This is a genomic window from Xenorhabdus taiwanensis, assembly GCF_036512875.1.
Lineage (GTDB): Bacteria > Pseudomonadota > Gammaproteobacteria > Enterobacterales > Enterobacteriaceae > Xenorhabdus > Xenorhabdus taiwanensis.
The window spans coordinates 3,583,860-3,604,150 of sequence record NZ_AP028978.1; the positions used below are offsets into that span (position 1 = coordinate 3,583,860).

At 44.1% G+C, this 20,291-nt stretch carries 17 protein-coding genes, 1 tRNA gene and 2 pseudogenes; 8 read left to right on the forward strand and 12 right to left on the reverse strand.

Features of this window, described 5'->3' with window-relative positions:
* Positions 1–476: 476 nt before the first annotated feature.
* Positions 477–1,022 carry a YopT-type cysteine protease domain-containing protein gene (locus ACE1SE_RS16705; protein ID WP_374051828.1) on the reverse strand — a complete coding sequence of 182 codons (546 nt, stop codon included), beginning with the start codon at positions 1,020–1,022 and terminating at the stop codon, positions 477–479.
* 550 nt (positions 1,023–1,572) lie between these two features.
* Here ACE1SE_RS16705 and ACE1SE_RS16710 point away from each other — a divergent pair.
* Complete coding sequence (locus tag ACE1SE_RS16710) at positions 1,573–1,842, forward strand: hypothetical protein (protein ID WP_374051829.1); 270 nt, start codon at positions 1,573–1,575, stop codon at positions 1,840–1,842.
* Between the two features lie 139 nt (positions 1,843–1,981).
* Here ACE1SE_RS16710 and ACE1SE_RS16715 read toward each other — a convergent pair.
* A pseudogene (locus ACE1SE_RS16715) lies at positions 1,982–2,680 on the reverse strand (IS1 family transposase).
* 233 nt (positions 2,681–2,913) lie between these two features.
* On the opposite strand from ACE1SE_RS16715, the gene ACE1SE_RS16720 reads away from it, so the two are divergent.
* Together ACE1SE_RS16720 and ACE1SE_RS16725 are read left to right on the forward strand one after the other, a co-directional pair.
* Entirely contained in the window at positions 2,914–3,153 is a 240-nt protein-coding gene (locus tag ACE1SE_RS16720) for a hypothetical protein (RefSeq protein ID WP_374051830.1), read from the forward strand.
* Positions 3,122–3,505 carry an HNH endonuclease gene (locus ACE1SE_RS16725; protein ID WP_374051831.1) on the forward strand — a complete coding sequence of 128 codons (384 nt, stop codon included), beginning with the start codon at positions 3,122–3,124 and terminating at the stop codon, positions 3,503–3,505. Before ACE1SE_RS16720 ends, ACE1SE_RS16725 begins: the two co-directional genes overlap by 32 nt.
* A 126-nt stretch (positions 3,506–3,631) precedes the next feature.
* Here the strand turns inward: ACE1SE_RS16725 and ACE1SE_RS16730 are convergent, their stop codons facing one another.
* The gene (locus tag ACE1SE_RS16730) at positions 3,632–4,609 is read right to left on the reverse strand and encodes an HNH endonuclease (RefSeq protein ID WP_374051832.1); all 978 of its coding nucleotides are present in this window, start codon (positions 4,607–4,609) and stop codon (positions 3,632–3,634) included.
* Positions 4,610–5,306: 697 nt separating this feature from the next.
* Between ACE1SE_RS16730 and ACE1SE_RS16735 the strand changes: the two genes are divergently transcribed.
* A complete protein-coding gene (locus ACE1SE_RS16735) occupies positions 5,307–6,953 on the forward strand; it encodes an SIR2 family protein (RefSeq protein WP_374051833.1) in 1,647 nt (548 codons plus the stop codon).
* A 224-nt stretch (positions 6,954–7,177) separates the two neighbouring features.
* Here the strand turns inward: ACE1SE_RS16735 and ACE1SE_RS16740 are convergent.
* Together ACE1SE_RS16740 and ACE1SE_RS16745 are read right to left on the reverse strand one after the other, a co-directional pair.
* A pseudogene (locus ACE1SE_RS16740) lies at positions 7,178–7,711 on the reverse strand (tyrosine-type recombinase/integrase); the annotation flags it as partial.
* 150 nt (positions 7,712–7,861) lie between these two features.
* Positions 7,862–7,946 (reverse strand) — tRNA-Leu (locus ACE1SE_RS16745).
* Between the two features lie 398 nt (positions 7,947–8,344).
* Here ACE1SE_RS16745 and ampH point away from each other — a divergent pair.
* On the forward strand, positions 8,345–9,550 hold the full coding sequence (gene ampH / locus ACE1SE_RS16750) for a D-alanyl-D-alanine-carboxypeptidase/endopeptidase AmpH (RefSeq protein ID WP_374051834.1): 1,206 nt from the start codon (positions 8,345–8,347) through the stop codon (positions 9,548–9,550).
* 71 nt (positions 9,551–9,621) lie between these two features.
* Here ampH and lptG read toward each other — a convergent pair whose 3' ends face one another.
* Positions 9,622–10,698: an LPS export ABC transporter permease LptG gene (gene lptG / locus ACE1SE_RS16755; RefSeq protein WP_374051835.1), complete on the reverse strand. Its 1,077-nt coding sequence runs from the start codon at positions 10,696–10,698 to the stop codon at positions 9,622–9,624.
* Positions 10,698–11,795 carry an LPS export ABC transporter permease LptF gene (lptF, locus tag ACE1SE_RS16760; RefSeq protein WP_374051836.1) on the reverse strand — a complete coding sequence of 366 codons (1,098 nt, stop codon included), beginning with the start codon at positions 11,793–11,795 and terminating at the stop codon, positions 10,698–10,700. Before lptF ends, lptG begins: the two co-directional genes overlap by 1 nt.
* Positions 11,796–12,075: 280 nt before the next feature.
* Here lptF and pepA point away from each other — a divergent pair, with 280 nt between their 5' ends.
* From pepA to ACE1SE_RS16775, 3 genes are all read left to right on the forward strand, one after another.
* Positions 12,076–13,584 (forward strand): leucyl aminopeptidase, encoded by a 1,509-nt coding sequence (gene pepA / locus ACE1SE_RS16765; RefSeq protein ID WP_374051837.1) that lies wholly within the window; start codon positions 12,076–12,078, stop codon positions 13,582–13,584.
* A gap of 81 nt (positions 13,585–13,665) precedes the next feature.
* Complete coding sequence (locus tag ACE1SE_RS16770) at positions 13,666–14,127, forward strand: DNA polymerase III subunit chi (RefSeq protein ID WP_374051838.1); 462 nt, start codon at positions 13,666–13,668, stop codon at positions 14,125–14,127.
* Positions 14,128–14,140: 13 nt separating this feature from the next.
* Positions 14,141–17,038, forward strand: coding sequence for a valine--tRNA ligase (locus ACE1SE_RS16775; RefSeq protein WP_374051839.1), 2,898 nt, complete (start codon positions 14,141–14,143; stop codon positions 17,036–17,038).
* Positions 17,039–17,360: 322 nt separating this feature from the next.
* Here the strand turns inward: ACE1SE_RS16775 and ACE1SE_RS16780 are convergent, their stop codons facing one another.
* The 5 genes from ACE1SE_RS16780 to ACE1SE_RS16800 all read right to left on the reverse strand — a co-directional run bounded on the left by ACE1SE_RS16780 (position 17,361) and on the right by ACE1SE_RS16800 (position 20,280).
* Entirely contained in the window at positions 17,361–17,678 is a 318-nt protein-coding gene (locus ACE1SE_RS16780) for a type II toxin-antitoxin system RelE/ParE family toxin (RefSeq protein ID WP_374051840.1), read from the reverse strand.
* Positions 17,675–17,944, reverse strand: coding sequence for a ribbon-helix-helix domain-containing protein (locus tag ACE1SE_RS16785; RefSeq protein ID WP_374051841.1), 270 nt, complete (start codon positions 17,942–17,944; stop codon positions 17,675–17,677). The genes ACE1SE_RS16780 and ACE1SE_RS16785 overlap by 4 nt, the downstream gene beginning before the upstream one ends.
* 390 nt (positions 17,945–18,334) lie before the next feature.
* On the reverse strand, positions 18,335–18,895 hold the full coding sequence (locus ACE1SE_RS16790) for a hypothetical protein (protein ID WP_374051842.1): 561 nt from the start codon (positions 18,893–18,895) through the stop codon (positions 18,335–18,337).
* A 372-nt stretch (positions 18,896–19,267) separates the two neighbouring features.
* Positions 19,268–19,603 (reverse strand): AzlD domain-containing protein, encoded by a 336-nt coding sequence (locus tag ACE1SE_RS16795; RefSeq protein WP_374051843.1) that lies wholly within the window; start codon positions 19,601–19,603, stop codon positions 19,268–19,270.
* Positions 19,600–20,280: an AzlC family ABC transporter permease gene (locus ACE1SE_RS16800; protein WP_374051844.1), complete on the reverse strand. Its 681-nt coding sequence runs from the start codon at positions 20,278–20,280 to the stop codon at positions 19,600–19,602. The genes ACE1SE_RS16795 and ACE1SE_RS16800 overlap by 4 nt, the downstream gene beginning before the upstream one ends.
* Positions 20,281–20,291 lie beyond the last annotated feature (11 nt).

A 20,291-nucleotide genomic window follows, 5' to 3' on the forward strand; every position in this document is an offset into this window, starting at 1 on the left:
GGCTACCGTCCCTGTCATAGCCTGAGTTATACCAAGGTAGTGATAGACCGGTGTAGTGATAAGGAAACAGGGTGCGGATGACATCATGGCGCGGACAAATGAGTCCATAATGACGCCGGATATATGGTCGCAAACCGTATCAATTTAGTGCTTGCACAACCGGGGCGTCCATATAGGGTCAAGAAATGCCGGACACATTTCTGGCCTCTTCCCACTGCCTTTCGTATTCAGCAGGAGAAATTCCCCCATCAAATACCATTGTGCTATAGCTGGTGGTTTTTGTCCAAATCCCGATTACTCCAAAATGGAACAATTAAGCCTAATCAAATAGTTATGGTGCAGCCTGAGATATTGCCGAAGAGTTGTCTAATTTGCTGAATTGGTTTAATTTCGTGTGCTGTACGGAATCACTTTGCTGGTGGATTTATGGGCAAGATGTAAATATGCAGCTTGGCATCTATACACGATCATGGCTTCTAGGTTGATACAATTGAGAACACTAAAATGGAATTACATGGCCTTACCATCGTCCCTATTCCCCAACGATTAGGCCAATATTTTTCCTCAAACCATGTTCTAAAATTATGACGGTTCGGGAAATGGACGCAACCAAAATTGGGATCAAAAAAATCAACACTATCGAAAGTTACTGCTAGCCCGACAGCATGATTTTCATATGCTAAAGCTTCATAACCTGCATGGGTAGTAGCTAAGTTTTTTACAAAATTGTCTCCATCATATCGGCTGGCATTCATAGTAGATAATCTGTTTTCCTTCAGAAATTCTAGGTGATCCATACTATTAGCTTTAAGGTTTTCAACTATTTTTATATAGCTAGGTAGTCTTATATTTCCGGGGAATAAGTGAGACTTTCCTAATTTGTGCATCTTTACCCAAGCCATTACCAAACTACTACAGGCCCCATTTTGCATAGTCGAAGAGAACTTAAGGGGGAAGTGTCGAGTTTGATTGAAGTGAAATACCCAATTTCCTTTAAATTTATCAGCATCTAATAACGACATTTTTAAATATCCCCCATTCGCTATGATTTTGGATTACGTCAAAAAGATTAAGGGTAAAAAATAGGATATATAGGTTTTGTCTAATGTAAAGAGTTTTAATAAAGACTCTGAACAGGCTCCATATTCAAATGAATTAGGCTGATTCTGGTAAAACGTCGGAATTAAACCTAACCTACTGATATTTTCAAAAAACTGCATTGCAGGAAGCCGGGCGATATGGGAATTCCCATAATGGTTCAAACGCTGAGTTTCAGAGTGTTTGAACTTTATCAATGGGTTATAAGGTCGGGTAAAAGTTTTCCGCGACCCTGTGGGCTACGCCCTAAAAAGGGCTTTGCATTGCCCGTAATACCGGAGCTTTGCCCTTGCGGGTTGGTGGTGCTTGGCGAAATAACAATGTCACTTTTATTAGATCTCCGGCGTTTATTGTTATTGTATTAATTGGTCAAAACTAAGAATAATGATATTCGTTCCTAAAAAATATTATCTTGTTTTTTTCATGACACTAAAGTTTCAACTTTTATATTTATATTAAAATATAGGGGGTATCATGAATGTAATGAATAACACTAATTATATTATTTCAGTTAGTGTCAACAGATGGAGTATTGAGTCCGGAGAAGGTGATGGTTGGATGGATATTCAACCAAGCGATACTGAATATTGGACTCGTTCAGATTCCCGAGGTTATATTGTTTCAATAGCGTCAGAAGGGGAGACAATTTCGTATTTTGCTCTGTCTGATAGCTCTATCGTTGTCTATGAGGATTACATTGAAGATGACGGTCAGATAATAAAACCAGCAACCGATAGAACATAACCAAGAATACCCGCATATTTATCTATCCCCTAAGCGTAAATTCCCGCTTAGCCCTACTGGACAAATTTGTCTAAATTAACCCTACCGCCAAATGTGGCGGTAGCCGTTCGCGCGGTCATGAACCCAATGGTTAGATCGTTTAGGGAAAGTAGTATTCACGTTCAATGAATGTTCCTATTACCTTATCGTGCATCACTTCGGATTTAGAATAGCCTATCGTTTTTCGATTTAACCTTTTTATACGGATACGAAGAGTCAGGTTGGTTCTTTCTATACGTTGGGTCAAGGCCTTTCCTGTGAGATGTTTTTCCTCAGGAAGGCAATCATAAACGGCATAATTATCCGTACAGTAGAACTGGATATCGAAAGGAGCCAGAAGAGCCAACAATTTTTTCAGCGTTTTCCTGCTGCGATCACCAAATACATGAGCCACAATCCGCTTCATCAAGGGTTCCCAAGCATACCAGAGCCAGCGTTGGTTTTTTCTTGTTACCGACAAATGACCATTGCTCGTCTAGTTCACAGATAATCTGGATATCACTTCCTGCCAGAGGCAATGTGGTTACCTGTCTGGGGGTGAGGTTTTTAATGTGCGAATGACCGTGTTAATGCCGACCTTCAGGACGCGAGCGGTATCCCTGACACCGGCGTTATTCATCGCCATATCAATAATCCGCTCTTTCATGCCAGGATTACAGGCTTGATAGGTATAGGTTAGTTGAAAAGTTTTATGGCAGGTGTAACAGTGATAGCGGGGATGGCCAGTGCGCCCTTTTCCATGTCCTTTCACCTCTTCTGTTTTGTGACAGTAACGACAAACCACATCAACTTTAGCCATCTCTCACCCATAATAAAAAGTGGGGACTTTATCACAACATCTAATCATTGGGAACATGACCCGGTTCCGCCTCTGCTGCAAATATTGTTAAGTGGATCCGTAACAGCAACGCCCCTCTGAAAGAAACCGAGATTCGCATTCAACTGGATGCATTAACTGTTAATAGCAATTCACGGTATCGATATCTTGGTAGCCGTAAAAGCGCTCGTACTGACCAGGGTAACCCATACGACGTGTTGTTTCGTACAGGAAACCTACGAAATACACGGTATGAACTGTATGTCCAAGAACTGCACGGTATATGGGATATTGGCGACGATGGCAGAACGCCAGTTCAGATTGCTATCCCAAGGCCATGTGATCGGTTAGTACTTGAAGCGAGGAATGAATTATTCACGGAATTCCCGGAGGATGAAGGTGACATCCGTCTAAAGGCTCTGCGTGAAGTTATTGTTCGGGAAGGACGTATTTAGACGAAAACTCATTGAAGCTTATGACGGCAGATGTGCGGTAACAGGTTGTTCTATCCAGGTGTTACTAGAGGCTGCTCATATCACACCTTATGCCGGTGCCTGGCATACCCGCGCCCAGCATGGTTTGTTATTGAAAGCAGATATTCATACTTTATTTGACCGTGGTTTGCTCTGGATTGATACCGAATTGAAAATAAGGATATCAGAACAGCTAGCTGGGACAGAATATGCAGAGTTAGATGCACGATACTTAAGATTACCAAAAGATAAGAAAGACTGGCCGTTAATCACTCATTTGCTAAATCATCGGCAATATTGGAGTGATAAAGATAATGACGATGAATGCACTTAATCCAGTAACGTCCCCTCCTCGCTCATAGCGGGATTAATGAGACTAAATCATGTCCACTCCTGATTAAGAGTGGACTATAAACATGGTAATCGCTTAATGAAACATAAGCTTTATTGAGAGTATTTTTTAACTATGCATGATAAGATTTAGCGAATTGACTTCATCCAAATCATATTTTTTAGTAAACCTTTTCCACCTTTCGACAAGAGCTCCGTGGTTAATTTTATACGTTACATGCAGCTTTTTACCATGATACCTTACGTACTCTTTATCTTGGATCTGTGGAGCAAAGTAAATTAAGAATGAATCCGGATCGATTGCAAATAGGTCCAGATCATAAAGAGTATGCATGTCACAACGCAATAATAGTCCATTGCTTACATGATTATGTGTATCATTTTTGTATGCAGTGATATGTGCCGCTTCGAGGATATCAACGATTTCACAGCCACTTACTGCACATTTTGCTTCTTGAGATAACAAAGTGTCACGGAAAGCTTTTTGCCCACGCCTTTGCTTAATTTGCTGTAAAACCGCCTTACGCTGATCATCTACATCGAGAGGAGTATCATCAATGTCAGCTTCAGAAGGGTCCAACTGAATGATGCCACTAAATAGGCTACTTGCCCATTCAAAATCAATTTCTTGAATTGAACTTTGAACGTTGTAACGCGGGGTATGAGATATTAAATCCATCATGGAGATAGAATTAATGGGCATATAGTTTTTATTATACTCAGCTTTAAATTTAAGTGCTGGCACGTTTTCTACTTTAGGCTGTTCAAATTCATGCTCATTGCTGCAGCGCCACTTTGGATTTTTAAATTTCCGAAGGGTCAACTTTGCTGGTGTGCAATTCTCATATGGACATCGGTTACGAGCTTTTAGATATGGGGTAGATGATAAATTGTCTATAACTGATATACCCAGAACATTATCCCTATCAGTTACTATGACAATATCTCCTTTTTTGACTTGCTTATGGTTTGGAACAAAGTTGTCATATTGGTAAAAACTAGTTGAGTCATCTTGATAACCATTATTCCCAAAGTACCGGAGATCATCCTTACCTACTGCTTTAAAAGACCATGCTTTCTGATTCATCCATTTGATTCCATCATAAAAATTACAATTGAATCATAAAGCAATAATGGGATGTTGAGAACAATCTGTACAATACTTGAGCTCCTGTAACACATCAACCATAAATGATAGCTCCCAACGTCCCCTCCTCGCTCATAGCGGACCTTCAGCAGCCCATAGGTTTCTGCTTTGTGCCAGGAGCGGGACATCACGGCCATTAAACCGCGTTAGGCCTGAAATTTCAAAGCATATGGTTCATTTAGGGGATACTGACATCAGCATCGGAGAGGCGAGTTTATTCCCCCTGTGGTAATAATAAAGTGCAAAGCAAAACTGAGTGTCAGCGGCTATACACTTTGAATATTAGTTATCGAATTTAAAGACTACACAATTATTGCGCTCTATTTGTCAATTTGAATTACCAGAAAAATTAAGGCATTAATAGCACATCTAAGCAGCCTAGAGAGAAAACTATGGAGATGGATGACTGGTGGTTTGGTTGGAAGGGGTTCACGCCCGAGCTACCCTGCCCTGGCAAGGTTGTATTAATGGTTGGTGCGGGAATTTCGATAGAGTCCCCGACGCAACTACCTGGAGGAAACGCTCTAACTGAAGCACTGCTCGACCATTTATTAGACAACGACGCGGCTTCCGAAATAAAAACGGTGTTTAGCCAATGTGAACAGTGGATGGGACGACCCCTGCCGCGCGGGAACTGTTGCGTATATTTTCAAACCGTCCTCCGAATGCGAATCACCATCTGATTGCCGATTACCTGCTTGAGCACCATGGCTGGTGTATTACCACTAATTTTGATGATTGTATCGAACAGGCTAGTCACTATCAGATACCTGTGCATGTGATCGATCCTGATACCAAAGCCTTTGATATCCTGCATCGAGAATACGGCGAAGACTGGGGTATTATCAAGGTACACGGCACCATAGAGCATGGCTGCTCTGGGCTAGGCGCAACGCTTGCAGACCTAGAACACGGACTGCCGGAGGTGATCAAAACGTTGCTCGAACAGGTAACCGTTCAGGCAGATTTAATGGTGGTAGCAGGCTACAGCGGTACCGACCATTTTGACATTAATCATTGGATCCGTGAGCGCTGGAATGGAGATCGTTCGACCCGTTTGGTATGGATTGGTCACAGCTTGAAAGTGGAGGAAGAGTTCTGGCAACCCGACGATCAGGAAAATCGCGAACCGAGAGTCTATTGGCAAGGAGCCTTTAGCGGTATGAAGATTCAATACGGGCCAACGGCAGAACTATTGACCACCTTACTTGGAATTCCTAGTAGAACTTTAGCCCATACTGGAGAGGGTAATGATTGGTGGCGAACTGCGCTAGCTGAATATTACATCCCGACGGAGAAAGAAAAGTACCTTACCGGTACACGCCTGGCCAGCTCTATGGGTCTTGGCCAACTAGCCGAGGAGCAACTCCGCTATTTGAAGCGCCGTCTGGAGAACGACAATTTGTTAGTGCCTTTTGAAGCTGAGATTTACTACTCCCGGGGTTTTATTGCCGGGGCGCTATTGGTACAAAACTATCTAAAATCCCCGCACGAAAAAGCCAGAAAAGTGAACCGTACAGGCCTAATTCGCGCTAAAGATAAACCAGCAAAAGCGCTTTTATTTTATCTTGCGCGGTGGATAAGGAGCCCACTCCAACTCTCACTTGATGAGCAAATCGACGCGTTTGGCTGTCTACTCGATATCGCTGAACGGAGGCAAAAATGGCGACTCTGGCAAAGTAAACCGTTGCGACGCCTCAACGAAAAGATATGCATCGTTTTCCGTCGGTATTTCATGAAGCTTGAGAATACTAAGCTGACTCTGTATCTGCATGGAAGGATACAAATGCAGTCCATTCGCATGGGCACTTTGTTTTACGACGAAGAGGTTTTCCCCTTTGGAGAAGTCTGGAATTTACTATACCGCGAGAGCAGTCCGCCGAGTTTTTATACCCCGTACGGTCCGGCAATCCCTGGTTTTTATCTTACTGAACGCAGCACTGCCCGTGAAGAAGATCGCATAGCAGACTTGGTGCTGGCCAATATTAATTACGTCAATATCCTGCTTTCCGCTCTGCGGCGTCGCTGGCCTAAGGGCAGCAAAAGTGTATTCAAGGAAAGGCAGCAGAGGGAAGGGTATTTAGATTCGGGAGACTATGTTGTTACGTATATCTTGCGACTATTAGATGAAAGTTCCCAGATCGTCAGCGTCCTGAATGCACCGCATTTGCAGATCCATATAGCCAGAGCATGGATTAGGGCGGACAGCATTTTAGGCGGTATTGAATACTGGAAACAGCAGCGGCTTTATCTTGGTACTCCTCCATCGCTGAAGAGCACTTAGGTGTAAGTGGACATTCTACCCGGTTTTCCCATTATGTCTTTTACTTTGCCATTATCATTGATTTTACGGCAAAGCAGGCTGATGTGACCAGCCGTCATTGTCCAAGCATTCGATGTAAGTATGCACGTCGGATTCCGTTCCTCGCTCACAGCGGACCTTTAACTCAGTTTGATGTGGTTCAATGATTTTGGTCACCGTCATAGAGGTGACCAAAATCATTGAACCACATCATAGCGCATAATCGCGGTAACACGTTGTTGTAGGCGTTTTGCCACGTCATTCTTCCCCGCCTCATCGATCGCCGTTATAGGGGCGAGTAGCTGGCTGGTCTTTAACTTGCGAATGTCGAGCTTTCCGATATGGGGGAAAATATACAACTCTAAGTAACGTAGTACCCTTGCCCGGTGATCGTCGCTCCAGTTCTTTTGTTTATCGTGCCACTCACGCGCAATGTGCTCAAAAGTAAATGCCCCCACAGCTTCAAGTTGTGCCCCCTTTTGAATGTCTTTGGGGTCTACCCCGTCTGCTAATGCTTTCTTTGCTTCATCACGTTTTGCGCGAGCTTCCGCGAGGGTTACTGTCGGCCATACGCCAAAAGCCAAACGATCTTCTTTCCTATCTCTTGGGCGTCTGTATTTTAAACGCCAATACTTACCGCCGCTGGGGGTAATTTCCAGATACAAGCCGCCACCGTCAGCAAGTCTATATTTTTTGTCTTTTGACTTTGCAGTCTCTACTTGTCTAGCATTGAGCTTCATTTGGGAGCACCTCAATTAACCTAACCGAATGTTCCCCCAAATGGCATAGATTGCAATGGACACTATGAGATATTGTTAGAAGTACTATTATTGATTTTATTAGGTTTTTTGGATTTTGTAGACGATGTGGGACAGCTACGTAAGTGTAGATGGTGCCGAAGGCCGGACTCGAACCGGCACACCCGAAGGCGGTTGATTTTGAATCAACTGCGTCTACCGATTTCGCCACTTCGGCACTGAAATGATTCGGAGAACGGGGGTCATTATACCTGTCAGAAGCGCATTCGCAACACTTATCCTTTCGATTTTGTTCAAGTGTCGAAAAAAGAATCTCTTATTCTATTTTTTCACCAAACTTTTACCCGTAATGCTTAAAACCCAACCAACTTTTCCATCACACCCCGCCAATTCCTCCTCACATAATTCCTTCCAACCAATAGACAATCCATAAGCTCCTTATATAATTCAAAACAATACACTGCTATGAGGGAAATTATCATGACTATTATCAGTTGGATTTTTACAGGTATCCTGTTGGGTATCGTTATTGGTGCCATTATGGCGATATTTAAGAAAAACAAATAACGGCTTTATTCCCCCCACTTGAATGCTCCCTGATTGGTTAATCCAAAAATGAAAAAACGGCTATATAAACTGTGTGCAGTTTCCGTCATGGCATGGGCGATTTCAGCTTGTGCAGATTCTGGTCATTCACACCAGAAAAAATTTCAGCAATCCAATGTGCAACCGGCAAAATGGGAAGTGTTCGAGAGTAATAACAATATCAAGAAAATAACTACGGCATTGGTCGATCAGTATTCCCAATCCATCTTCGAAGAGGGCAATCCTTTGGGAATGGCGATGGTGGTCATCGATAATAATCAAGTCATACATCGCAGTTTTGGAGAAACTTATCCTGGGAGCGGCGTTCGGCCACGCCAGGATTCTTTAATTCGTATTGCTTCTATTACCAAACTGATGACCAGCGAAATCATGGTTAAGTTGGCACAGAAGAAACGTCTCAAGATTACCGATCCGTTGCAGAAATACACTTATTACGATGTCCTAGTGCCGGATTATGGTGCAAACCAACCAATCCGACTATACCATCTGGCGAGTCATACCAGTGGATTGCCTCGGGAACAGCCTGGTGGAAAATGGGGACGCCCTGTGTTTATTTGGCCGACCCAATCGAACCGCTGGACTTGGCTGAAAACCGCAGGAATAGATGCCACGCCCGGTACGACGGCTTCGTATTCCAATCTGGCCTATGATTTATTGGCTGATGCCCTTTCTAAAGCAACAGGAAAACCCTATACCCGTCTGCTACATGAGGAGATTACCCGTCCTTATCGCATGAAAGATACGACACTGACGCCCACACTATCCCAATGCGCTCGCTTGATGGCAGGGGTTAAATCCAGTCCTTGCGTAAACACCATTGCCGCCGCAGGCAGTGGCGGGATTTATTCCACTCCCGCAGATATGCAACGCTGGATGCAGCAATTTTTATCCTCCCATAATCAGTTAAGGAAGCAGACTGCCAGCCGTGAACAAGGTATCTACTTTAAGCGTGCCGATTTGAAATCAATCAAAGGGATGGATGTTGCGGGCCTGGCGGATGGTATTGGGCTCGGCTGGGTATATATGGATGCCAAAGGTATTTACCAGAAAACAGGGGGCGGCGGTGGGTTTAATACCTATATGGCAATGATCCCTGAAAGCAATATCGGCGTATTTGTGGTAATGACCCGCAAGGAGCAAAGTAAATTTAGTCGTGTGACGAGCGGCGTTAATGAATTAGTTACCGCACTGGCGAGCAATCATAATCAAATTTAGTTTATTACAAAGAAACCGCCCCCACTATTGAAGGTGGAGGCGACGGATAATTTTGCTGAAATATCAGGTTATTATTTTCTATATAAAAGTAAGTAAACACTCACCACGAAAAACAACAGACTCGGCAGCAGTGCTCCTAATATCGGTGGCATACTATAAACCAGACTGAGTGGGCCGAATATCTCATTCAAGACATAGAACACAAAGCCCATGCTGATACCCACTACAACCCTGAATCCCATCGGCACGCTACGCAGCGGCCCGAAGATAAAGGAGAGAGCCATCAGCATCATCACCGCAACCGATAAAGGTGCGAAGATTTTCTTCCACATATTAAGCTGATAACGTCCGGCATCCTGTTGGCCCTGTTGCAGGTAGGTAATATATTGATGCAGGCCGCGTATGGAAAGCGCTTCAGGCTCGAGGGAAACAACGCCTAACTTTTCTGGTGTCAGCCGGCTTTTCCAGTCCGCAGAAATACGTTGTGATCCAGTGATCCGCCCATCTTGGGTTAAATCGGATTCTTCAACCTGAGATAACTTCCATTGATGGTTATCTTTGTCATACACCGCTGAAGCCGCATACCTTATGGATAACAGTTTTTGGTTGTCATCAACATGATAGATGTTAATGCCGTTCAAGGCGTTATCCTTCCCGACACTCTGGATATAGACAAAATCATAGCCATCTTTCGCCCAAAGCCCTTTGGTGGTGGACATCAATGAGCCACCATACATTTTTTGCGAGCGATAATTACGGGCAAGCTGCTCTCCTTGCGGGGCAACCCATTCGCCAATGACCATCGTCAGCAAGACCAGTGGGATCGCGGTTTTCATGACTGATCCCGCCACTTGCAAGCGGGTAAAGCCAGAGGCCTGCATAACCACCAGCTCACTACGTGTTGCCAGTGCTCCCAAGCCCAATAAGGCCCCAAGCAGAGCAGCCATTGGGAAGAAAATCTGAATATCTTTGGGAATGCTCAGCAAGGTATAAATGCCAGCGGAAAGTGCGGTATATTCCCCCTGTCCGACTTTGCGGAGCTGATCGACAAACTTAATAATGCCGGAAAGCGATACCAGCATAAATAAAGTCATCAGAATGGTTTGCAGGATGGTCCGGCCAATATATCTATCCAATACCCCAAACATTATGACGCTCCTTGGGTCTTAAAGCGCGAACGCAGTTTGCGCATGGATACGGTATCCCACAGATTAAGCGCCACAGCCAAAGCAAAATACGCACTATTGATCAACCACATCCAAAACAGGGGATCAAGTTTGCCTTTACTGCCATTGGAGTGCAGGGAGCTTTGCAACAGGAAAAAAATCAGGTAGAGCAACATGGCTGGCAGCATACTGAGTATCCGCCCCTGACGCGGGTTCACGGCACTTAACGGCACCACCATCAACGCCATGATTACCACCGAGACAACCAATGTCAAACGCCAGTGAAATTCTGCACGAGAGTCGTTGTCGGTGTCATGCCAAAGCTGTTCAATCGATTTTTGTTCAACTTTGTTATCGATATCTGCTTTTTGGTGCCCAATCACAGCCTGGTAATTAGTGAACTCAGTAATGCGGAAGTCACGCAACAGTGCCGTACCTTCATAGCGCATTCCTTGATGGAGTACCGCCACCTGATTACCATTCGGGCGCTCTTCCATATGCCCGCCATCTGCAATGACCACAGAAGGGCGCTGCTCATTCGCCGGACGGAGCTGAGCCAGAAAGACATTTTCAAAAGAATTGCCCTTCACGTTACCGATATACAGCACCATATTGCCATCACGAGAAGGCTTAAACCGCCCTTCCATAATCGCCGCAAGGCTTGGATTGGCTTTTGCATCCGCCAGTACTTGCGCTTTATATTTGGCAGACCACGGCGTGATCCAGATAACGTTAGCTGCCGCCAACGCTGATGTGAACAGAGCCAGAATAAGGGCTGATTTCACCAAGACACTCTTGCCCAACCCGCAGGCATGCATGACGGTGATTTCACTTTCGGTATAGAGTTTGCTGAACGTCATTAATACCCCAAGAAATAAACTCAGGGGCAAAATAAGCTGCGCCATCTCTGGCACACCTAAGCCTAACAACGATAAAACCAAATTTGCGGGAATATTCCCTTCCACCGCCGCACCTAATACTTCAACTAATTTCTGGCTGAAAAAGATCAGCGATAAGATGAACAGTATTGCGATTTGGCTTTTCAGGGTTTCCCGTACTAGATATCTAATGATGATCACGCTTATTACGCCTGTGAAAACTTGTCTTTTTGCAGGAAAGTCGCTAACTTCGTCGTATATCTACCATTTATATGAATCAGTTTGGCTTCCCCATCGCTAAAATGATACCAAAGCATTCCATATATTGGTTCCCAATTAGAACATAGTTATCGTTATCTAAGTACCAAAAAATAATATGCTTAGCTTAACATAACCGTTAATTTTCTTTGGGATGAATGAATGTGGAACGCGGTATTTTAGCGATTGTATCCGTCTTTGTCTTTAAGATTCAGGAGAACGCATGGAGTTTAGTGTAAAGAGCGGTAGCCCGGAGAAACAGCGCAGTGCCTGTATTATTGTCGGCGTGTTTGAACCCCGCCGTCTTTCCCCTATCGCAGAGCAACTTGACAAAATAAGTAATGGCTATATCAGTGCCTTATTACGCCGTGGTGAACTTGAAGGCAAGGTAGGTCAAACCTTGTTGCTACATCATGTTCCGAATGTACTGTCCGAGCGTATTTTACTGGTTGGATGTGGAAAAGAGCGTGAACTGGATGAACGCCAGTATAAGCAAATTATCCAGAAAACGATCAATACTCTCAACGAAACCGGCTCAATGGAAGCCGTTTGTTTCTTGACAGAACTGCATGTGAAGGCGCGCAATAATTACTGGAAAGTACGTCAAGCGGTCGAAACAGCCAAAGAGTCACTGTATGTTTTTGATCAACTCAAGAGCAGCAAAAATGAACTGCGTCGCCCACTGCGCAAAATGGTGTTCAATGTACCGACCCGCCGCGAATTGACCAGCGGTGAGCGCGCTATTCAGCACGGTCTTGCCATTGCATCGGGTATCAAGGCGGCAAAAGATCTCGCCAATATGCCCCCCAATATCTGTAATGCTGCGTATCTGGCATCACAGGCGCGCCAACTTGCTGACAATGTAGCCAATCTGACGACCAAAGTCATTGGTGAAGAGCAGATGAAAGAGCTGGGTATGAATTCTTATCTGGCGGTTGGTCAGGGTTCGCAGAATGAATCCCTGATGGCAGTTATGGAGTATAAAGGCAGCACAGATGCCAATGCGAAACCTATCGTATTAGTGGGCAAAGGGCTGACTTTTGATTCCGGCGGTATCTCAATCAAACCCTCCGAAGGTATGGATGAGATGAAATATGATATGTGCGGTGCCGCCTCTGTCTATGGCGCCATGCGCGTTGTTGCCGAACTGCAATTGCCAATCAATGTCATCGGTGTTCTGGCAGGTTGTGAAAATATGCCTGGCGGACGCGCCTATCGCCCTGGAGACATTCTGACTACCATGTCCGGCCAGACCGTTGAAGTGACAAACACCGATGCGGAAGGTCGTCTGGTATTGTGTGATGCGCTGACTTATGTTGAGCGTTTTGAGCCGGAATCGGTCATCGATGTCGCCACCTTGACCGGTGCCTGTGTCGTTGCTCTGGGTGGTCATTATACTGGCCTGATGTCTAACCATAATCCACTGGCACACGAACTACTGAATGCTTCAGAGCAAGCCGGCGATCGTGCATGGCGTCTGCCTTTGGCGGATGAATATACCGAGCAGTTAGAATCTAATTTTGCGGATATGGTAAACGCGTGCGGACGCTCTGGTGGTGCCATTACCGCCGGCGCTTTCCTGTCCCGCTTTGTCAGCAAATACCACTGGGCACATCTGGATATCGCAGGTACAGCGTGGCGTTCAGGTAAAGCGAAAGGAGCAACAGGTCGTCCGGTTGCACTCCTGTCACAATTCCTGTTAAATCGTTCAGGTTTGAATTCTGATGATTAATGCTCCTGCCGCTTAATGGAATTAAGGGTATTGCAACTGCAATACCCTTACTGTTTCCAGTAACCTTGCAACCAAGAAACTATGAAAAACGCCATCTTCTATTTATTAGAAAAGCTGTTATCGGAACAATCATCGTCAGATGATCTACAGCCACATGAATGGCTGGCATGTCAGCTTGCTGCTGATCAATGGCGTGCAGGGAAGCGGGTTCTGATTGCTTGTGAAAGCCAGCAACAGGCTGAAAAATTGGATGAAGCATTATGGCAACGAGAGCCGAGCCAATTTGTACCGCACAATCTTGCCGGCGAAGGCCCCCGCTACGGCGCACCCGTGGAGTTGTGCTGGCCGCAAAAAAGAGGCAATGCTCCCCGTGATGTGTTGGTGACTCTGCTTCCTCATTTTGCAGACTTTGCCACAGCTTTCCATGAAGTGATAGACTTCGTTCCTATTGATGAAAATCTGAAACAGTTAGCGCGCGAACGATATAAATCTTATCGTAGCGTCGGCTTTAATTTGACCATGGCAACCCCGCCAACCTATTGAATATCAAAACACAATGGAAAAGACACCCGCTAATCAAACGCAATCTGAGCCATCTCTCGATAAAACATACAACCCGACAGAGATAGAGCAATCCCTTTACAACCACTGGGAACAGAGTGGTTACTTCAAACCAAATGGCGATACCAGCCGTGAAAGTTTCTGCATCGTCATTCCGCCACCAAACGTCACTGGCAGTCTGCATATGGGACATGCATTCCAGCAGACTATTATGGATACCATGGTACGTTACCAACGTATGCAGGGTAAAAATACCCTGTGGCAAGCAGGGACTGACCACGCGGGTATCGCAACTCAAATGGTTGTTGAGCGCAAGATCGCGGCAGAAGAAGGCAAAACCCGCCATGATTATGGTCGTGAAGCTTTTATCGACAAGATTTGGCAATGGAAAGCAGAATCGGGTGGCAATATCACCAACCAGATGCGCCGTCTGGGTAACTCCGTAGATTGGAAACGTGAGCGCTTCACGATGGATGAAGGTTTGTCCAAAGCGGTTAAAGAAGCCTTTGTTCGCCTGTATCAAGAAGATTTGATTTATCGTGGCAAGCGTCTGGTTAACTGGGATCCGAAATTACGCACTGCAATTTCTGATCTGGAAGTCGAAAACCGTGAAGTAAAAGGTTCCATGTGGCACCTGCGCTATCCGCTGGCTGACGGCGCTAAGACTGCGGAAGGTAAAGATTACCTGATTGTTGCCACAACTCGTCCAGAAACCATGCTGGGGGATACCGGTGTTGCCGTGAATCCGGAAGATCCACGTTATAAGGATCTGATTGGCAAAGAAATCCTCTTGCCACTGGTGAACCGCCGCATTCCTATTGTTGGCGATGAACACGCAGATATGGAAAAAGGCACTGGCTGCGTGAAAATCACCCCAGCCCACGATTTCAATGACTATGAAGTCGGTAAGCGTCACAACCTGCCAATGATCAACATCCTGACTTTTGACGGCAATATTCGCGAAACCGCAGAAGTCTTCGATAGCAACGGCGAAGCTTCCGATCGCTACCCGACCGACATCCCTGCTGAATACCGTGGCATGGAGCGTTTCGCTGCCCGTAAAGCGATTGTGGCTGAATTCGAAAAACAGGGACTGCTGGTTGAGATCAAACCTCATGACCTGACGGTTCCTTACGGTGACCGTGGTGGCGTAGTTATCGAGCCAATGCTGACCGACCAATGGTATGTTCGTACCGCACCACTGGCGAAAGTGGCGATTGAAGCGGTTGAAAACGGTGATATCCAGTTCGTGCCAAAACAGTACGAAAACATGTACTACTCCTGGATGCGTGATATTCAAGATTGGTGTATTTCCCGTCAGTTGTGGTGGGGTCACCGCATTCCGGCGTGGTATGACGCACAAGGCAATGTCTATGTTGGCCGCGATGAAGAAGAAGTTCGCCGCGAGAACAATTTGGGTGCAGATATCATCCTGACCCAAGACGAAGACGTACTGGATACCTGGTTCTCTTCTGGCCTGTGGACATTCTCTACCCTCGGCTGGCCTGAGCAGACAGAAGCACTGAAAACTTTTCATCCAACTGATGTGCTGGTCAGTGGCTTTGACATTATCTTCTTCTGGATTGCCCGCATGATCATGATGACCATGCATTTCATCAAAGATGAAAACGGCAAGCCACAAGTGCCATTCAAAACAGTCTACATGACTGGCCTGATCCGCGATGAAGAAGGCCAGAAGATGTCAAAATCCAAAGGGAACGTTATCGATCCTCTGGATATGATCGACGGTATCTCGCTGGAAAACCTGCTGGAAAAACGTACCGGTAATATGATGCAACCACAAATGGCAGAGAAAATCCGCAAGCGTACCGAAAAACAGTTCCCGGAAGGCATTGAAGCCCACGGTACTGATGCCCTGCGTTTCACTCTGGCAGCACTGGCTTCTACCGGTCGTGATATCAACTGGGACATGAAGCGCCTGCAAGGCTATCGCAACTTCTGTAACAAACTGTGGAACGCCAGCCGTTTCGTGCTGATGAACACTGAGGGACAAGATTGCGGCCAAAACGGTGGTGAAATGTCTCTGTCACTGGCAGATCGCTGGATTCTGGCAGAATTCAATCAGACAGTTAAAGCTTATCGTGAAGCACTGGATACTTATCGTTTCGACATCGCCGCTAACATTCTATACGAATTCACATGGAACCAATTCTGTGACTGGTATCTGGAGCTGTCCAAACCGGCAATCAACAAAGGGGCAGAAGCTGAAGTCCGTGCGGCTCGCCATACCCTGATTGAAGTTTTGGAGGGTTTGCTGCGTCTGGCACACCCAATCATTCCATTTATCACTGAAACCATCTGGCAACGAGTGAAAGTCGTCAAAGGCATTGAAGCGGATACCATCATGCTGCAATCTTTCCCTGAATTCGATCAGGCGAAAGTCGATGAATTGGCGCTGAACGATCTGGAATGGATCAAGGAAGCGATCATTGCAGTACGTAACATTCGTGCAGAAATGAACATCGCGCCAAGCAAACCGCTGGAAGTTCTGCTGCGTGATGCAAATGATGATGCACAACGCCGTGTCGCTGAAAACCTAAATTTCCTTCAGGCAATGGGCCGTCTTTCTTCTGTTACCGTATTAGCGACAGGAGAAGAAGCACCTGTTTCTGTCACTAAACTGATCAATGGGGCGGAAGTGCTAATCCCAATGGCCGGTCTGATTAATAAAGATGCAGAGCTGGCGCGTCTGGATAAAGAAATCGAGAAGCTGGATAAAGAAATCGACAGCATCGAGGCCAAACTGGCTAACGAAGGTTTTGTCAGCCGTGCACCGGAAGCCGTTGTTACCAAGGAGCGCGAACGTTTGGCAAGCAACAAAGCTGCAAAAGAGAAATTACTGGCGCAAAAAGAGACTATCGCTGCACTGTAATTTTTCCTAGTTGAAATTTCTTCATATAAGCCACTGTAATGTAATTTGCAGTGGCTTTTTTGTGCTATCTATTCTGCATTAACAATATAGTATGCTGCACTATCAAGATCAGGGGGCGCAGAATGCGGCATCATAAGGATATTAACGCAGCGGTTAATATTGCTGCAATGGCTGTTTGATGATTTAAATAGGGTGAAATCCGCGAAAAATTTTGTGGGTAGGCTGTACTGTGGTTGAAAGAGGAAATCCGCAATTGCGGATAGATCATTGATATCACTATAATTGAAAATTGATTAATTAAAGTGGGACCGTGGTCCCACTTCTAATGGTTATCATTATCACTGTGTAATAACGCCTCATAATCTTGTCCACCATAGAACATACCAAGGATAGAGACAAAATTTGATTCTACTACAAACGCAATAACCACACGTTTTTTATAATTGGTGATTCTCAATCCTGGACGAACGTCATCGCGTTTAGTGCCACGATGGGGGAACGTAGATAGACTCTCACAGTAACTGACAATAGACTCAGTGTATCGCATAGCAATATTTGGCGAAGAATGAGTTGCAATGTAATCATATAGTTGAATTATCTGAGTTTCTGCCTCAGGTGAAAATATGACGGAATGACTCATTTTGAATGCCCGTGCCGTTCCGCCAGACGAGCGCGAATCTGATCAATACTGAGGACTCGTGATGGGTCAGATTTTAGAGCATCATAGGCAGGACCAACCTGATTATGTAGCCAGTTTTCAACTGCTCTGTCACGCGCCAACAATGCTCGTAATCCTTCTCGAATAACTTCACTCTCAGTTGCATATTCACCACTACTGACCCGAATTTTCACCATTTCAGCCATCTCGTTCGGCAGGGTAATGCTCATTTGTTTTGTGGTTCGCATAGTGTTGATCTCCAATTAGACTAAGTAGGATTTAATCCTATCACAATAATTATTGTAGCCCAATTAATAGCTCAATTTAATTCCATACTGTTCAATATTAATCAAAATACGCCTGCCACGCGTGAACCATAGCTTCTTTGATATTTTCAGCATTACTAACCCATGAATAGTGTTGGCCAGAATATTCAAATCTAATTACCCATTGGCCATCATCACGGCGATGTGGTGCGGAAAATCGTGGGCGTTCTGTTGGTTTTGGCTGTTCTATAATGTTCAGCTATTTTATCTGGTTTTGCTCTTTGTTCTGGTTCATGTTCAAATTCATCCTCAATTTCTACCTCATCATCCAGTTCCTCGTCCTCATCGTCCTGAATGACAATATTTGAAAATTTATCTACCAGAGGATATTTGGAAAGGAAATTCTGTAAAACCTTTTGGAACCTTATTCTTTTTACCAATAAGACTATCCGCTATAGTGAGTGTATTAGATATATAATCCAGTGTTATCTGTTTATCTTTAAAAGCACCGAGACCTACAACAGGTTTATCTGGTAATTCTCCTTTGTTATCAACCAATAACCCCCATTGCCTAAATGGAGTTACTATCACATCTTTAAAACTCATATTATTTACATCCAGAGAGTGAGCCAGATACTTTATATTCCCCTGAACTTTTCCGGTTAAATCTGTACTGTGATAAGTACTTTCTTTTTTGAGTCCTTTTATTTTATTTATCTGGGATTCATAAAGATGAAAGCCCATAGAAGAACCCGTATCAACCATTGCATATAGTGGCTGACCATCAATGATAAATGTTGTATAAGGAACAGAATATTCATTAAAATTCAGTTTTAGTGTTACGATTCTTTTTATATTAGCAAGGGAGCTTTCTGAAAATGCGGAAAAAGCAAAAAATAAAAGTATTGCTAACCAATAATTAAATTTTACCATTGTTCAAGTTCACTCTTTTATTTTTGGATATTTTCCATTATCGTCTTTTCACTGACACCAGACGCGATCAGGTGTGATGCAGCACGACTGAGAAAAAGCCTCATTGTTTTTTTAATTAGATGTCATGCCGAAACTCGCGATGACTCTTGGAGTATAGGGATAATAATATACACGAAAGATAAACAAAAATTAACTATTTATATGCCACTTAATTACAATAATAATTGATTTATAACCTAATAGCATTAGGTTTTACAGTGATGCGTAATCCTGTCATTTTTTATTGCCTTAAAAAGAATAAACTGTCACTAAATATTACCAACTTAGAAATGAATACTTTGGTAACAGTTTAACCAGAACTCAGATACCATTTCAGGAATTCAACAACCACTGCATCAACATAAAAAATAGCAAGGAAAGTACCAAACTCTTTAATATTGATTTCGTATATTTACTAATAAAATAAGCTAACACCACCGTAGCCAATGCAAATAAATATTTAATATTAAACTGTTCAATTAATTCACTGAGGGATAAATTATTCAATGAAATATTAACGATAATCGTACCCAGGATAAAACAAATAGCATAATCCAGAGAAGTAATTAGCAACCCCTTTTCCTTAAACCAGCGATTATGATTCATTAAAAAAGGAGCTATTCTTAATATGAAACTCATTAATCCCATCAATACGATCAACAGCATCATGATCTTCTATCCTTTCTGATTTTCCGTTCAACGAATGCAATCACTATTCCGCATAAAACAGGGACTGCCAGATCCATTAATTTCATATCTACTTCATTCAATAACGGTGCGCAAACCCCTCCCAGAACTGTCGCCAAGACAGACATATCCTTACCCGAACGCTTGGCAGTCAGGGAAGCGAAATGGATGGGAACCAACATCACGAGGAACAGTGAAAGGGAACCATAATCCAGATATTCTGCCGAAATATACCCCAATAAAGTGGCACAAAATGTAATTACAAAACAGGGTATAGCAACGCCCAGATAAAAATGAAATTGGGATTTTCCATCCGTGATATTTTCCGCAGAGAGATGTGAATGCGTCACTGTATAAGTGCTGGCGCTAAATCCCAGCATCGACAGCAAAATATTTCGCTTAGGGATGCCATGAAAATATTGTGACATCACCATTGCCATCAAGAAAAAGCGGAAATTGATCAACAATGCCAAAATGATAACAGAAAGTATCGCCCCATCAGTCAGATAACCTACCGCAGCGACTTGCAACGGTGCAGCATATATCAACAATGATCCGATTAACGTTTCCATTAATGGAATACCGTGACTTTGATAAAGAGCACCAATCGAAGTAAAAATAAGGAAAAAGGAGATACAAACAGGCAAAGAATCAACCATGCCTTTCCGAA